Source organism: Synechococcus sp. H55.8 (assembly GCF_047462375.1).
Classification (GTDB): domain Bacteria; phylum Cyanobacteriota; class Cyanobacteriia; order Thermostichales; family Thermostichaceae; genus Thermostichus.
Genome location: NZ_JANSJC010000002.1, coordinates 85,511 through 100,625, shown reverse-complemented (window position 1 = coordinate 100,625; position 15,115 = coordinate 85,511). Strand labels below are relative to the sequence as shown.

At 60.7% G+C, this 15,115-nt stretch carries 13 protein-coding genes; 9 read left to right on the top strand and 4 right to left on the bottom strand.

The features are described from left to right. Positions 1-73: 73 nt before the first annotated feature. Complete coding sequence (locus tag NW862_RS01525; protein ID WP_414335499.1) at positions 74-1,300, bottom strand: aminotransferase class I/II-fold pyridoxal phosphate-dependent enzyme; 1,227 nt, start codon at positions 1,298-1,300, stop codon at positions 74-76. Positions 1,301-2,134: 834 nt separating this feature from the next. Between NW862_RS01525 and hpf the strand changes: the two genes are divergently transcribed. Together hpf and NW862_RS01515 are read left to right on the top strand one after the other, a co-directional pair. Further along, positions 2,135-2,707: a ribosome hibernation-promoting factor, HPF/YfiA family gene (gene hpf, locus NW862_RS01520; RefSeq protein WP_414335493.1), complete on the top strand. Its 573-nt coding sequence runs from the start codon at positions 2,135-2,137 to the stop codon at positions 2,705-2,707. Between the two features lie 12 nt (positions 2,708-2,719). Continuing rightward, a complete protein-coding gene (locus NW862_RS01515; protein WP_414347335.1) occupies positions 2,720-3,448 on the top strand; it encodes an urease accessory protein UreF in 729 nt (242 codons plus the stop codon). 54 nt (positions 3,449-3,502) lie between these two features. Here the strand turns inward: NW862_RS01515 and NW862_RS01510 are convergent, their stop codons facing one another. After that, positions 3,503-4,786 (bottom strand): D-alanyl-D-alanine carboxypeptidase, encoded by a 1,284-nt coding sequence (locus NW862_RS01510; protein WP_414338007.1) that lies wholly within the window; start codon positions 4,784-4,786, stop codon positions 3,503-3,505. Positions 4,787-4,950: 164 nt separating this feature from the next. Here NW862_RS01510 and NW862_RS01505 point away from each other — a divergent pair, with 164 nt between their 5' ends. The 7 genes from NW862_RS01505 to NW862_RS01475 all read left to right on the top strand — a co-directional run bounded on the left by NW862_RS01505 (position 4,951) and on the right by NW862_RS01475 (position 12,519). Next, complete coding sequence (locus NW862_RS01505) at positions 4,951-5,403, top strand: hypothetical protein (protein ID WP_414335488.1); 453 nt, start codon at positions 4,951-4,953, stop codon at positions 5,401-5,403. Positions 5,404-5,469: 66 nt separating this feature from the next. Continuing rightward, positions 5,470-6,387 carry a CoB--CoM heterodisulfide reductase iron-sulfur subunit B family protein gene (locus tag NW862_RS01500; protein WP_414347329.1) on the top strand — a complete coding sequence of 306 codons (918 nt, stop codon included), beginning with the start codon at positions 5,470-5,472 and terminating at the stop codon, positions 6,385-6,387. Positions 6,388-6,534: 147 nt separating this feature from the next. After that, the gene (locus NW862_RS01495) at positions 6,535-8,013 is read left to right on the top strand and encodes a hypothetical protein (protein ID WP_414335484.1); all 1,479 of its coding nucleotides are present in this window, start codon (positions 6,535-6,537) and stop codon (positions 8,011-8,013) included. A 246-nt stretch (positions 8,014-8,259) separates the two neighbouring features. Continuing rightward, positions 8,260-9,246 carry a pentapeptide repeat-containing protein gene (locus NW862_RS01490; RefSeq protein WP_414349331.1) on the top strand — a complete coding sequence of 329 codons (987 nt, stop codon included), beginning with the start codon at positions 8,260-8,262 and terminating at the stop codon, positions 9,244-9,246. A gap of 98 nt (positions 9,247-9,344) precedes the next feature. Beyond that, positions 9,345-10,856 carry a sensor histidine kinase gene (locus tag NW862_RS01485; RefSeq protein WP_414336157.1) on the top strand — a complete coding sequence of 504 codons (1,512 nt, stop codon included), beginning with the start codon at positions 9,345-9,347 and terminating at the stop codon, positions 10,854-10,856. A gap of 102 nt (positions 10,857-10,958) precedes the next feature. Then, a complete protein-coding gene (locus NW862_RS01480) occupies positions 10,959-11,720 on the top strand; it encodes a sensor histidine kinase (protein ID WP_414349328.1) in 762 nt (253 codons plus the stop codon). 67 nt (positions 11,721-11,787) lie between these two features. Beyond that, positions 11,788-12,519 (top strand): response regulator, encoded by a 732-nt coding sequence (locus NW862_RS01475; RefSeq protein WP_414336233.1) that lies wholly within the window; start codon positions 11,788-11,790, stop codon positions 12,517-12,519. Positions 12,520-12,564: 45 nt separating this feature from the next. Here the strand turns inward: NW862_RS01475 and NW862_RS01470 are convergent, their stop codons facing one another. Further along, a complete protein-coding gene (locus tag NW862_RS01470) occupies positions 12,565-14,211 on the bottom strand; it encodes a DUF3352 domain-containing protein (protein ID WP_414349327.1) in 1,647 nt (548 codons plus the stop codon). 108 nt (positions 14,212-14,319) lie between these two features. Then, a complete protein-coding gene (locus NW862_RS01465; RefSeq protein WP_414426853.1) occupies positions 14,320-14,820 on the bottom strand; it encodes a ribonuclease H family protein in 501 nt (166 codons plus the stop codon). Positions 14,821-15,115 lie beyond the last annotated feature (295 nt).

The window sequence follows — 15,115 nt, the reverse complement described above, 5'->3', positions numbered from 1 at the left end:
AGACTCCCCGCCCCTATGAGCCAAAACCACGCCTCAATTTTATCCATTGGTTTGCCGGGGCGGGTGGGTAACTTCACAGGGAATCCCAAGCTTGTAAGACGGCTTCCAGGGCCAGCCGCCCGTGGCCAAGATGGGTTCCCCCCTGCAAATAGACGGTGTAGGGATCCCGCATCGGCCCGTCGGCAGAGAGCTCAGCACTGCTGCCCGCAACAAAAGTGCCTGCCGCCATCACCACCGGATCGGCATAGCCGGGCATCACTTCTGGGATCGGGGTGAGGTAGGAATCCACCGGCGAGCTGCTTTGAATGGCGCGGCAAAAAGCCTGCAACTTCTGCGGGGATCCCAGTTGAATGGCCTGAATGATGTCGGTGCGGGGCGCTTGTGGCAGAGGCGAGACCGGGTAGCCCAGATCGTGAAACACCTGGGCGGCCAGGTGGGCAATCTTGACCGCTTCGGCCACCATCTGCGGGGCCAAAAACAACCCTTGAAACAGGAGCCGGTTGAGATCGAAGGTGGCCCCGCCTTCCGAGCCGATCCCCGGCGCCGTCAGCCGGCAGGCAGCCTGCTCCACCAGCTCGGCCCGCCCCGCCACATAGCCCCCCGCTGGGACGAGGGTGCCGCCTGGATTTTTGATCAGGGATCCGGCGATCAGATCGGCGCCCACATGGGTTGGCTCTTGGGTTTCCACAAACTCGCCATAGCAATTGTCCACCAAGACCACCACCTCCGGGTTTTGTGCTTTGACGATCTGGATCATCTCGGCAATCTGGGCAATGGAGAAGCTGGGCCGCCAACTGTAGCCACAGGAGCGCTGGATGTGCACCAGGCGGGTTTGCGGTCTGAGAGCGGTTTTCAGAGCCTGCCAATCGACATCGCCCTTCCGCAGATCCAACTGGCGATAGGTAACGCCGAACTCCCGCAGGGATCCCCGCCCCGATCCCCGCAGGCCGATCACCTCCTCCAGAGTGTCGTAGGGGGGGCCGGTGATGGCCAACAGCTCATCCCCCGGGCGCAGCACCCCGAACAAAGCACAGGCAATGGCATGGGTGCCGGAGACCATCTGCAGCCGCACCAGCGCCGCCTCACAGCCCATGATCTGGGCAAACACCCGATCCAACACCTCTCGCCCCCGGTCGTCGTGGCCGTAGCCCGATACGCCGGCAAAGTGGTGGGATCCCACCTGCTGGTCGTGGAAGGCCCGCAACACCCGCGCCAGGTTCTCCCTGAGAACCTGGTCCATCGCCTGAAAGCGCTCCTGCAGAGCCGCTTCTGCTCTGTCCAACAGCGCCGCCGCCTGCAACGGGATCCCTTTGCCCACCGAGTTCACCCCACTTCTTGCCCACAAACCGGCCTTAACCCTAGCAGAACCGGCCACCAACCCAGAGGCCAAAAACAGCTTCTCAGACCTGCTACTTCTGGGAACGATGGCTTCACAGAAACTCTATCTTGATAAAAACCTTAATTTCAGTTAGCACTTCTTCATCTTCTCTGTCAGTTTCTGCCCCGGCCAGACAAAGCGTCCCCTGCCGCTGCGGCCCACACCAGGTTGTATAATGACCCAATAGAGGGATATTGACGGGAAGAATAGAGGGATATTCGGACTGGGGGAAGGTGCCGGTTCAGCAGCCGCTGCTTTTCTCGACTGCATGGGAGTTTCCTTGAACAACTCGGCTCCCTCTTTTAGGTATTGACAATAGCGAGCGTTGTTGGGAGAGTTTTACCCATCTATCCTTCACCTCTCCGATCCGCAGAGTCGAATTCAAGTGTTAGCAAAAGAAAGTATTTCAAGTTTCGCCGGCAAGATTGCTCTCTCCAGCCCTTTGCTTCATACCTTCTCCACCTAACTTAACTTAGGGTTCTGAATTCTAGGGATCCCTCTTTGCCCGAGCAATCGCACTGGTGTGCGAGCCATCAAGAGTTAAGACAGCCTAAATTTATTCTTAACTCCTGGTCGGGAACCCGAGGGGAGGTGTTAACTTAGACTTAACCCAAGAGGTTAGTGCCGCTTGCATGGCCCCTTTTCGCAAGTTGCCGGGCCGCGATCATGCCTGAGGTGGGGGCTGTTTTCTAGGGATCCTTTGCGAGGGTAAGGCGCTAACTTTAGGCGTAAACCGATACAACTGGGAGAGTCTCCATGACTAAGCTTGTGATCCAAGGGAAGAACGTCGAGATTACCGACGCCATCCGCAGCTACGTTCAAGAAAAAATTGAGCGTGCTGTCAGCCATTTTGCCCAGATCACCAGTGAGGTTGATGTCAATCTATCGGTAGCCCGCAACCCCCGTATCAGTGCCAGCCAATCTGCCGAAGTGACCGTCTACGCCAATGGCACCGTTATCCGGGCGGAAGAAAGCAGCGAAAATCTCTATGCCAGCATCGATCGTGTGGCCGACAAGCTGGCCCGCAAGCTGCGCAAATACAAAGAACGCAATGGCGTGCACCGCACCCGCCACGCCCCCAAAACCTCTTGGGCGGTGTCCCAGCAGCCTGTTACCGATCCGCTTAATACCGAACGGCAGCCGGAGTTGCCGGCTGAGGTGGTGCGCACCAAATACTTCGCCATGCCTCCCATGTCAGTTCAAGAAGCGCTGCACCAGTTGGAGCTGGTGGATCACGACTTCTATGTTTTCCGCAATATCGAAAACGGCGAGATCAACGTCATCTACGTCCGCAACCACGGCGGCTACGGCCTGATCCGCCCCCGCTAAAGCTTCGTGAAGATGCGCGGCGAACCTTTCTCCCAACTTGCTTCGCGGGGATCGAGCAACGCTTTCTATCTTTTGCTGCAGCTTACCGATTCTGCCCTGCCGATTGGTGCTTATTGCCACTCGTGGGGTTTGGAAACGGCGGTTCAGGCGGGTCAACTTCGGGATCGGGTCGGGGTGCAGCAGTATCTGCTGGGGGTTTTGCACATGAGCTTGGCCCCCATTGAGGGCAGAGCCTGTGCCCTGGCCCACCGTTTGGCGCAAGCGGGATCCCCGTCGGGAGTAGAGAAGCTGCAGCGGCAATTGCAAGCCACCCGTTGGGCGGCGGAGCCGCGGCAAGCCAGCTTGGATCTGGGGAAGCGTTTGACTCAACTGGCAGAACGCACCTGGGGAATCTCCGTCCCCCAAGCAGTGGGGGAGCCGTGGCATCATCCCTTGGCCTTCGGCTGGATCTGTGCTCAGGCAGGCATTGGGCTGGAAGATACCCTACGGGCCTTTTTGTTTGCCTCCCTCACCGGGTGGGTCTCGGCGGCGGTGCGCTTGGTGCCTTTGGGGCATAGCGAGGGGCAAAGTCTGCTGGCCCAATTGTATGAGCCGATTGAGACCGTGGTGCAGCAGGAGATCCTGCCGGTTGTCCGGCGGGATCCTGCTCTCAATTGGCCTGCCCTGAGCAGCTTCGCCCCCCTCAACGAGCGCGATTGCCAAGCCCACCAGCAGCTCTATTCCCGCCTTTTTCAGTCCTGAATGCTGTCCCCTCTCCCTCTGGGAGAGGGGCTGGGGGTGAGGGCGGGGCACAGTTCAGCGGAGAGGCTCCCCAACGGCCAGCACCTGCTGCAGGAACTGATCCTGTTGCCGGCGCAAAACGCCCAGATCGGGACTGTGGTTGAGCAAGATGAAGTTGTGGCCATTGGGCAACTGCCCCATCAGCATCAGCCGCTCCGCAGCGGATCCCACCTGGGCAGTCGTACCTGGGGGCAAGGTGCGCGCCCTCAGGGTGCTGTGGCCGATGCCTGCTCTGGGCAGGATCCGAGTCGGATCCCCATCTGTGAGATCCAGCAGGTGTTCCCAGAGATGAGCTAGGGCGCGAGGGGAGAGGTACAGTGCTTGCCCTCCTTCTCCAAGGCGGATGTCTTGCTCAGCAGGGGCCATTTGGGGATCCAGGCGGGCAATGGGCTGAGCCACCAATCGCTGCCGCAGGTACTCCAGCAGGGCCGTTTTGCCCCCCAGCTCCGCCAACAGGGCTTCTGCCATGGCCCGGTCGTTGCTGCCGTTGAGGAGTTGCAGCAGGGATCCCAGGCGCAGCGAGGTGTAGACGGCCAGGCAATGGGCATCTGCAGGCCAATCCCTCAGGAGCGACACAGAGCCGCCAATGGCAACCGGATGGGGCTGTTGGGTACCGCTGAGAAGCTCTGCCAGACGCCGGGCGCCGGCCACAGGATCGGGCTGGCCCAGCAAACGGAAGGGGGGCACCACCTTCACATCCCCGTCGATCTGGCGAATCCCAAGGCTGTGTAAGTGACGGGCCAGCTCGGCCACATTTGCCTCTGTGAAATAGGGATCCCCGCTGCCCACGAGGATCAAATCTCCCGTCAGGCGGTGGCCTGACCGATGGCCTGTGGTGTAGAACCGGGTTTCAAAGCGATGCTCGTAGCCCCAAGTCTCCAGAGCCATCAAGCTGATGGCCAACTGATCCAAGGCCCCCACCGGCAAAGGCCGATCCAGCAGGTGCTCCGCCAACAGCTCCCCCTGCGGCGTCCACAGCAGGATCCCCTGTTGTGAGAGCGCTCCCCCTTGGGCCGCCAATCCCTGCAAAAAGCCAGACAAGACCCCCGCATAGGGAGAATCTTTCCACCCCGGCGATTGTGCGCGGGGCCACCAGGGGGGAAGGCCCGGAGTCCCACTGGGGGAAGGCAGGGGCGGTGGTGGGGTGGGGATGGGGGGAAAAGGATTCTGAGCCGATGTGGGCAACTCGGCACCTATGCGGTTGCTCCAGCAGGCCCCCAAAGCCAAAGCACCAACCAACGGGATCCCTGCCCGGAGGAGATGACAATGGGGGCGCAACCCCTGTGGGATAAGCGGCATGATGACCTCACCCAAGACACTTGCAAAAGACGACGGGCTGGCAAGACTTGACGCTACTCTAGTGCCATCCGAACCGCCTTGGCAAATCTTCGTTGCAGCCTAGATATCTTTAGTACTAAGAAATGTTAAGCTAAAAGCCTGGATCCCGAACCGAGGTGAGGCCCATGGAACCCCTTTACGCTGGCGGCAACTTCTCCAGTTCTTTTGTTAATCCCCCCATTTACTCCGCCATTGCCCTGCTTAGCTTTTTTGCTCTTATCTTCGGCATCATTTTCAAAGATAAGCTGGAATACCAGGTAGCCCTTTGGCAGCTCAACCGAGATAGCCAGGCAACAATTCGCTACCGGACTCCTGGGGTGATCCTCACCTACGGTCTCTGCTGTTTGTTTACCCTTGGTTTTGTGGTGGCGTGTTTGAACGTCTTTGGCCTGTCTCTGACTCTGGCCAGTTGGGTGGGTGGAATCCTGGTGCTGAGTACGGCAGGCTTGGTGTGGTGGCAGTTGGGATCCCTACTGGCCCTGTTGGCTATGGGGGGCTCCCAGGCCATTGATATCGACTCTTACGGGGCAGAGGCTGCTTGGGATGCCAAGACAGCAGCGCCCCCTGAAGGGGAATAGGCGCTAGCCTCTGTTCACCAGAGCCCCCATCTCAATCGCAAACCCAGTGCTCTTTCGCTTCTTCTCATGACTGCGGCCCTCCCTTCATCCTGGCGCTACGCCTACTACCCCGGCTGTGTGGCCCAGGGGGCTTGTCGCGAGCTGTACGACTCTACCAACCGGATCGCGCGGCATTTGGGCATCGAACTGGTGGAGCTGGAGGCAGCTTCCTGCTGTGGTTCCGGCACCTTCAAGGAAGAATCGGAGCTGCTGGAAGATACGGTGAATGCCCGCAACCTGGCTTTGGCAGAGGCATTGGGGTTGCCGATGCTCACCCACTGCAGCACTTGCCAGGGGGTGTTGGGCCGCGTGAATGAAAAGTTGAAAGCTGCGAAAACCGCGGATCCTGAGTACTTTCACCGGGTGCAAACCCTGTGCCAGCAAGGAAGCTGTGAGAGCTGCTACGAAGGCACCGGCGATGTGCGCCATTTGCTGTGGGTGCTGGTTCATGACTACGGCCTGGAGCGATTGGCCCGACAGGTGAAACGGCCTCTGTGGGGGCTGCGCTGCGCCGCCTTCTACGGGTGTTATCTGTTGCGGGCCTACGATATCTCCCGCTTTGACGTGGCGCGGGATCCCCGTTTGCTGGAAGATCTCTTCGAGCATTTGGGGGCCACCCCTGTTTGGTATCGCGGGCGCACCCAGTGTTGCGGTTGGCCCCTTTCCAGCTATGCCCCGCAGCAGTCTTTCTCGATGGCAGGCCGGCACCTCCTCGAAGCAATCGAGGCGGGAGCCGATTGTTTGGTGACTCCTTGTCCCCTGTGTCACCTCAATTTGGACTCGCGCCAGCCGGAGGTGGAGCAGGTGATCGGGCGCAAGCTGGGGATCCCGATCCTGCATGTGCCGCAATTGGTGGGCCTGGCCCTGGGGATCCCGGCGGAAAACCTGGGATTGAACCGCCATGTGGTGCGGGTGGAAAAAGCCCTGCAAAAAATAGGCCGCTAAACTCCAGGGGGGATCCCTGGGCAAACACAGGTGGGTTCTGCCTGGGAAGGATATGCTATTCTGCCCAGCAAGATACCCAGCCCTGTTCAAAAACCGCAAAGACCCTCGTAAGCTTAGATTCGGCATACTCCTGCTTGGCAGCTCCCTATGGTAGTCTCGGATCCCCTGGGCCTTGTCGTGCAAGAAGTGCAGCGGGGCGGGTACGCAGACCGAGTCAAAAAGCTGGTTTACTTTGCCTGCACCAGCACCTGGGAAGGCGATGTCGGCAAGTTGAGCCAAATAGACCTGAAGGCACTCCTGGAGCAGCTCTGCCGTGAGCACGCAACCCTTGATGCTCTGGGCCAGCGCTTTCGAGATGCCATCAGCCGCATCAACAAAAAAGCCGAGTATGCCCGCATCGCCAAGATGCTGCTGAGCAAGCTGGAGCCTTTGTATCAACAGCCGCAAGCAGATCCATCGGTTTGGGCTCAGCCCTCGCCTGTCTTGTCTTTGAAGTACGGGGGCTTGCAACTGCAAAAGCAAGACTACGATCCCTTCGAGTTGCGGGCAGGGGTGATGCGGCAAGCCAGCCCTTTGCGGGTCAAGCTGGTTCTGTTCACGGCTTTGTACCACAAAGTAGAGCCCACTCTGCAGGGGTTGGCGGCCCTACGGCGCTACAGCCTGGATGAGCTGCTCACAGCCCTTTATAGGGCCTGCAATTCCCCCCAAGAGCTGGAAACTCGGCTGAAGGAGGCGGTGCAACAGTCGCAGGAGCCTGATCAGGATGGCCAAGCCGCCAATGCCGTGCTGCAGATGCTGAAGCCTCTTTACGTTTCTGTGCCCCCAGAAACCGCCGCTGGTGGAGGGTTAGCTGCCGAGCCCGCCTCTGTCGCTCTCGATTGGCTCGATACAGAAGATGCTGTTGGCGCCCCCATGACTTGGGTCGAGGATGGGGAGGATCCCTCTATAGGGTCTCCGGCTTTTACAGCTCTGGCAACATCGCCCAACCCCTCTTCTGACCTCCGACAGGCGATCCCAGAGTCCTGCCGCCAACTGCTCCATCGCAGCGCCGGATCCCTGATGGTGGCCATCGAGAACACCCTGAGCGAGTTGGGCAATGCTCTGGACGAAGGACTACAGGATGAGGATCCCGCCCAATATCTGACGCTCAAACACCAGGTGTTGCGCGGCTTCTTGAGGGATGTCGAGGGATCCGCCGCAATGTTCAGGGGGATTTTGAAAAAGCTGGAGCAATCGGAGTGGCGCCTGGTGCAGCCCCTTCGCGGCGGCGGTGGAGAACACGCTCTGCCGGAAGTGCCTGGCGAGCTGGTGGATCCCTATGCTTCCCTGAGACAGGTGTTGGCCAGCAGCGAGCTAACTCGGCAAAAGCCGCAGCTAGAGCAGGAGGTGATGCGTCTGGTGCGGCGCAGCGTCAGCTCGGTTAAAGCGGCTATCGAACAGGCCCTGAGCGAGTTGGGCCAGGCGTTGGATGAGCAGTTCCCAACCTGTAGCCTGGAAGAAGCCTTGGTTCTCAAGTACCAGGCGTTGCGCGCCTTTTTGCAGGAAGTGGAGGAGATCTCTACGAAATTTGCTGCTCTGTTGGAACGTATGGAAGAGGCAGAGCGCCGTCTGTTCGGACTGGTTTGAGAGCCAACCCCCTGTTTGGGGATCCCGTCTAGCACTCATAGCCATCGCCTTCGAATTCCATACGCTGTCGCCAACGCGCCGCTCTAACTCCCCTCTCCCTTTGGGAGAGGGGCTGGGGGTGAGGGCTGGGAGAGGGGCTGGGGTGAGGGCGGCGCAGAGCGGTAGGGAAACGTCGTGATTTTCTTCTAGAATGGCCACCAGTTAGATCCCCCCTCACTGCTTCATCTGAGCTCCCCCTCTCTACCTATGGATGCCAAGGAGCTGCTCCGCCTCTACCGGGCAGGACGCACTAACTTTGCGGGCGAAAACCTAGCCGCCCTGGATCTAAGCCGGGCCGATTTAATCGGGGTGGATCTCTCGCAAGCCAACCTGCGCAGTGCCAATTTGATTTTTGCTTTTTTGGGGCGGGCCAAGCTGCAGAAGGCCAACCTTGTTGGGGCTAACCTCGGTGGGGCCAACCTCAGCCAGGCGGACTTGAGCGAGGCGGATCTCAGAGATGCTCAGTTGCACGGCGCCACTTTGCAGGGGGCAGATTTGCATGGGGCCAACCTGACCCTGGCCCTGCTGCTGGATGCCAATCTGCTGGATGCGGATCTGCGCTGGGCTAACCTCACCAGCGCCAACTTGGGGGGGGCTTGTCTGCGGGGGGCCAACTTGCGACTCGATAGTCGTCGGGGAGCGGTGTTGCGCAACGCCAATCTCAGCCGCGCCGACCTGAGCGGAGCCAACCTGGCGGGAGCGGATTTGACGCGGGCCGACCTGAGCGGGGCCAATCTCAAAGAGGCCAGCCTGCTCAGGGCCAACTTGCAAGGGGCCAATCTGCAGCAGGCCTGTTTGCAGGGAGCCATCCTGAGCGAGACCGACCTGAGGGGGGCTGCCTTTACAGGAGCAAACCTGCAAGGAGTGCAGATGATGCGGGCCAACTTGAAGGGGGCGATACTGCGCCAGGTGAATCTGACAGAAGCCAACTTGAGTGAGGCAGATCTGGCCGGGGCCGATTTTTCCGCCAGTTGCCTGCGCTCGGCCAAGCTGGCGCGGACGGATCTCAGTCGGGCCAATCTGGCCGGGGCCGATTTGAGGCATGCCAACCTGGTGGACGCCTACTTGGGGCGCACCAACCTGGAAAACGCCGATCTCGGCGACGCGATCCTGACCCGAGCCGATCTAAGCACGGCTAACCTCAGCGGTGCCAATTTGCGCGGGGCAACCCTGCCGGATGGACGGATTGGGTGAGCAAGGCGGGGATCCGCCCTGGAGCAGGTGAGGTTTTCCGCTGTCCTGGGAGCACCACAACCGCTAGCCTACAGGGGAAGGGTGGGACAAAGGGATCTGTGAACAGCCGCCGATTTCTGTCCTTGATGGAAGCCTTGTGGGCTGCTCTGCCTTTGCCAGAATGGTTGCCGGGAGCAGGAGAGCGCTCGTGGCAGCAGACGGTGGCAGCCCTGCTCCAGCTATGGCAAGAGGTGGGACGGTTTGGCGTGGTGATCGGTGGGCCGGTGTCTTGGTGGCCCCCCTGGGTGGTGCGGGATCCGCTGCCCCAGCTGCCGCTGCCCATCGACGCCCCAGAACCCAACCTGAAGCTGCAAGAGCCGGCCCGCGAAGCCCCCTGGCTGTTTACCCCCGATCTGTCGCCGGAGTCGATCCTGACCCCTGGCCAGACGGTGATCCCTCTCCTGCCGCGGGATCCCTTGGTGGAGGAGCCTTTTTTGCTGGTGCTCACCCCTGTTTTTTCGGCGGTGGCCGCCCAAGGGTATCACCCCCACACGCGGCAAAGAGGCATGATGGTGTCTTTTGAGCCGGAGGTGGTGCATCGGGCTTGGCAAAGCCTGGAGCAGCGGGTTCAACAGGGCAGGCCGGATCAGCTTGCTGCTTGGCGAGAGTTGGCCATCCACTATCCACTGATGCAGCCGCATGTGCGGGTGCTGGCCCGCTTCAGCAGCCTTCTTTTGTTAGGGAACTTGGCCGAATCGGGCTCCTCGCCCGCTTGCCTGCCCCCTGCCAGAGCTGAGGTGGAGAACTCCCCTGCGCCCCCAACCCGGCCAGAAGACACCAAGAAGGGGCGGCTCTCGGCAGCTTCCTCTCCCCCTTCCCCCACAGATTCCTCTCCCCAGAGCCAGTCCTCTGGTCAACAGAGCAGCCTTTCGGAGGCAGAACTGTTGCGGGCTCTCATTCACGAGATCCAGACCCCCCTTAGCACCATCCGCACCTTGGTCAGTCTCATTCTGAAGCGGCGCGACCTGCCGCCACGGGTACGGGAATACGTAGAGAAAATCGATCGCGAATGTACCGAGCAGATCAACCGCTTCGGGCTGTTCTTCCAGGCCACGGAAACGGTGATGCCCGCTGCCACTCCCGGCGAAGGGCGTCGGCTCCAGCTAGAGCCCATTGCGTTGGTGGACTTGGTGCGGCAAAACCTACCTCGCTGGCAGGAGCAGGTGAAACGACGGGGATCCCAACTGGAGCTGCAGATCCCCGACGAGCTGCCGGATGTGGTCAGCGATCCCAAGGCGCTGGAAGCGGTGCTGTTCGGCATGGTGGATCGCATTGCCCGCAGCACACCGGCCGGCAGCCACATTCGCGCCCAGCTGGTCAGCGCTGGCGAGCTGGTCAAACTCCAGTTTCAGGTCAACACACCTGAGGCCAGCAACGCCGCTGCCGACTCAGAGCCCAAATCTCCCCAAGCCATTGGGCAGTTGTTGGTCGTGCAGCCGGATACGGGTGCAGTGAGCCTCAGCCTTCCCGTCACCCAAACCTTGTTCCGCGCCTTGGGGGGCTACCTCACCGTGCGCCACCGCGCCCACCGGGGGGAAATTCTCAACATCTACCTGCCCCGCCAGCTATGAGCCACCGATCCCGCTCTCATCCCGATATCCTTATGGCGGATCGCAGGGGAGATGGGGCTAGGATCGATCTGCCAGCGCCGGGAGAGTCTAGAGATTGGATCCATGCCGAGAGCCAGAAAAGTTGCCGAACACCATCCAGAGCCAGAGCCTGCCTGTGGAGCTGGGGATCCCAGAGTCAAGGGGGTAACTCTCTCTGCGCAGCAGCTCTCCACCTTGCTCCACGAGATGCGCAACCCTCTCACCGCTCTGAGCACGTTGGCCAAGTTACTACAAAAACGCTTGCCCCCAGAAGATCGCAACCACTGGATTGGCCTGAGCATTGAACAGGAGTGCAAGCATCTGCAAGATCTGCTGGCGGAGTTCGAGCGTTTGGACGGGATCCCGGCTCCTCTCCAACTTCAGTCCCTCTCCTTGCCTGACCTGCTGCGGGAGTGGATCCCCATTTATCAAGCCCTGGCGGAAACCCAGGGACACCGCTTTCAGGCCGTTCTGCCCCCTTCGCTGCCCCCTGTACAAGGCGATCCGCGCGCCCTGCGGCAGGTGCTGGATAACCTAATCGACAACGCCTGCAAATATACCCCGCCCCCAGGTCAGATTTGGCTGAAGGTGGAGTTGGTTGAGGATTGCTCACCTGACTCGCAGCGGTCAGTAGCCATCGCCGTCTGTGACAATGGCCCCGGCATCCACCCCGAGAACCTGGAGCGGATCTTTGACCCTTTCTTTCGGGCGGATCTTTCTAAGCCAGGACAGGGGCTGGGGTTGGCCATTAGCCGCGACTTGGCCACCCAGATGGGAGGAGACCTTCGCGTGGACAGCTCCCCCCAAGGCTCTTGTTTTCGCCTCAGATTGCCCACGGCCCAGTAGAGCTTGAAAATGTGAGCAAGGGTGTTTCTCCCAGCCAAAATCTTGAAAGCTATCCAGGAGCTGCCCAATGGCCCCCTCCGCTCAAGCCAAACCCGAACCTGCCTTGGCCCGCATCTTGTTGGTAGATGACGAGCCAGGTCTGCGGGAGGCAGTGCAAGCCTACCTAGAAGACAGCGGCTTTGAGGTGATCCCGGCTGCCAACGCCCAGCAGGCTCTGCAGCTTCTCGGCACGGCCCAACCGCAACTGATCATCTCCGACATCATGATGCCGGGCATGGACGGCTACCAATTTTTGGCGCAAGTGCGAAAACTCGAGCCCTACAGCCATCTGCCGGTGGTGTTCCTCACCGCCAAAGGCATGACTGCCGACCGCATCCAGGGCTACCGGGCCGGCGTCGATGCCTACTTGCCCAAGCCCTTCGATCCGGAAGAGCTGGTGGCCATTGTCTCCAATCTCATCGAGCGCTCGCGCGCGGCTAGCCCCTCGGAAGTGGTGGCCCGCGAGCTGGCCTCGATTCGCGCCCTGCTGTCGGAGCGAACTCTCCCCCCAACCAGTCCCTCTCAGCCCCTCACCCCAACTCCTTTGCCCCCACCGATTAAGGTGGAGCTGACGCCGCGGGAACAGCAGGTGTTGGAGAAGGTGGCAGAAGGTCTGATGAACAAAGAAATTGCCAAACAACTGCAAACCAGCGTGCGCAACGTGGAAAAATACGTCACCCGCCTCCTCAACAAGACGGGCACCAGCAGCCGCACCGAGCTGGTGCGCTACGCCCTCACCTACGGCCTGATCCGGTTGTAGCCCTCACCCCCGGCCCCTCTCCCTCTGGGAGAGGGGAGAAGGAGCTTACGGCTGTGGCTTGGGCGGAACGGTAACCAGCAGCTCCAGCCCAAAGGCGTGCTCCCCGGCGGGGTAGCTGGTGATCCCCACCCCATCGATGCGGGTCAGCAGCTCGCGGGCTTCCGGCTCTACGCTGGCCAGCCCACCTGGCAAGGCGGCTTCCAGCACCGTGCGGAGGCCTCGCCAATTCAGCAAAAAGTAGCCGTAGTTGGGCTTGGGCAACTGGTTGTAGAGGGTTTTCAGCGGCTCGGTTTGAGGAAGCAGATTGCCCTGGCGCTGGGCAAGGCTTTGCAGCGCCGCCGTGCTGGTGGTAACCATCAGGTAGTTGCCTTCCCAGGCACGGGTTAGAAGCGGACGGTTAAACAAGGGATCCGCCCAGGTTACCTGGCCATCGGCTTCCGTTACTCGCGCGCCCGACTCCTGAGCCAGCCGATCCAACTGGGCCAGGGCCGCGTTGGCTTTGTCTTTTTGGCTGCTCTCGATGATCAAAGCCGCCCCCATGCCTTGCAAGAGGGGGTGGGCCTGGGCATCGGGCGCCACCAGCAAGGCCATCTCCCCATCCAGCCAAGCCATCAGGTCTCGATCCAGATCCAGGCGGGTGTTGGTGCGGAACTCGGCCCGCAGTTCATCCAGGGACTCTTTGGCCTGGGGATCCTCTTCCAGCTCCGACACAACCGCCTGCCAGCGTTGGGCAACCTGCTGGGTGGTGATCACCGCCAGGGCACTGCCGGGCAGCCGCTGGATCAGCTCGCCCCGGGCAGTCTGCCACTTGCCCAGCAGCGGGGTTTGGGGATCCAGTTGGGTGAGTAGGCGCATCTGCAGGCCCTGCTCCCGCCAGTGGGCAGCCATAGCCAAAGAGCGCAGCGGCTGCAGGGATCCCAGCTCTGCCGGATCCCAGTCCCGCGTCCAATCTCGGAAAGACTCGGGATCCTCCTGCAAAGCCTGGAAGTTGAAGTAGGCAAAAGCCAAGGTGCCCGGCTTCTGGTAGAGATCGCCCACGGCAGTGCGGAAGCCTTCGGCGCGGCTAATGGGCTCCGCCTGGCCGCGATAGACAGCAATCGCCTGCTCCATCACCTTGGGATCGTTGGCCAGGGCCACGAAACGGCTGCCAAACTCAGCCGTCACCCACCGTTCGCCCGGCTCCCCATTGGTTTGCACGTAGAGAGTCACCCCTTGCTCCTGGCGCTGCTCGAAGTTGGCCCCTTCCGCCTCTGCCTGTTGCCGCACTTGGGCCAGGAATTGCCTGGACAGATCGGCGTTGCGGGTGCTGGCTCCAAAGAGGATCCCAGGCATCGGTTCCGCAGCCCCCGGCACCAGGTTGGGGATCACCACCGCCAGCGTGAATTGATCCCCGGCCCAGGTCTGGATCTCCTCGCGGGAGAACTCCTGGCCGGTGCTGGCCCAAGCTTCTGCCGTCCAGCTCTCCCAACGGGCCAAAAGGTCAGGGTGGGTACGCAGCGCCTCTTCTGGTTTGGTGGAAAAGGCCAACACTAGGGGTGCCGATTGGGGAACCAGCGCCGTCTCCGGCAGAACATCGCCGGGCAACTGCACCTGGGGTGCCCTGAGCTGACAGGAGCCCAAAAGCCAAGAGCCCCCCACCGCCATCAATGTCAGGGAGAACGGACGAGGGCGACGATAAAGTTGGGCCTGCATACCACACCTGCAACGAGCCGTCCTCTTGAGCATAAGCGATAAACTCGAAGGCTGTCTGTGATCCCAGGCCCGCCCACCAAAATATGTAGAAATTGTTACTTGAAATGCCTACCGGGATCGGGCGCGCGCGACCAGCCCATCCACATATTCGTTCCAGCGCAGACCCCGATGGGCCGGGATCCAGGCCACCCGCACCTGCGGGCACTGCCGTTTCAGTTGATACAGCTCTTGCACCAAGTCCAGGTTTTCCACCGGCCCCGTGCGCCGCCGCCACCCCTGCGCTGCCCAGCGCTCCATCCAATCGTTGTAGGTCTGCACACAGAGATGGGAGTCGCTGTAGATGGTGTCCATGCGGTTGTCCTGGGTATCGCGGCAGTATTGCAAGGCCCGAATGAGGCCGGTCAATTCCATGCGGTTGTTGGTGCTGGCGGGATCCCCTCCCCAAAACTCTTCCACAATCTGGTCATCCTCAACCACCACCACCGCCCATCCCCCTGGCCCCGGATTGGGGGAACAGCCCCCGTCAGTGAAGATGCCGCTGTGGGGGCAAGCAACCGGACGGCTAGGGCGCGCTCCTCCACGGTTGTGAATCCGTGAGACTTGGGCCATCATTCAGGATCCCTGCTCGACAACAGACACTGGATCTTAACCCCCCCAGGCCTGTCAGCGCCACTACTTAGTAGATATTTAGTGGAAACAGCGTCAGCGAAGCCTTATTTCACACCATCAGCAGCATAAGCCCCGTTAGGGTATAGAGATAGGGAACTCCTGCCAAAACAGCGCAAACAAAAACCCCCAGAAAACCTGGGGGAGGAGTGGTGTGTTGAGGTGATGAATACTCGCATGATATCCCCCCAATTCAGCGAGTAGGCCAACTCGGCGAGAGATCTCTGCGTTTTTTTGC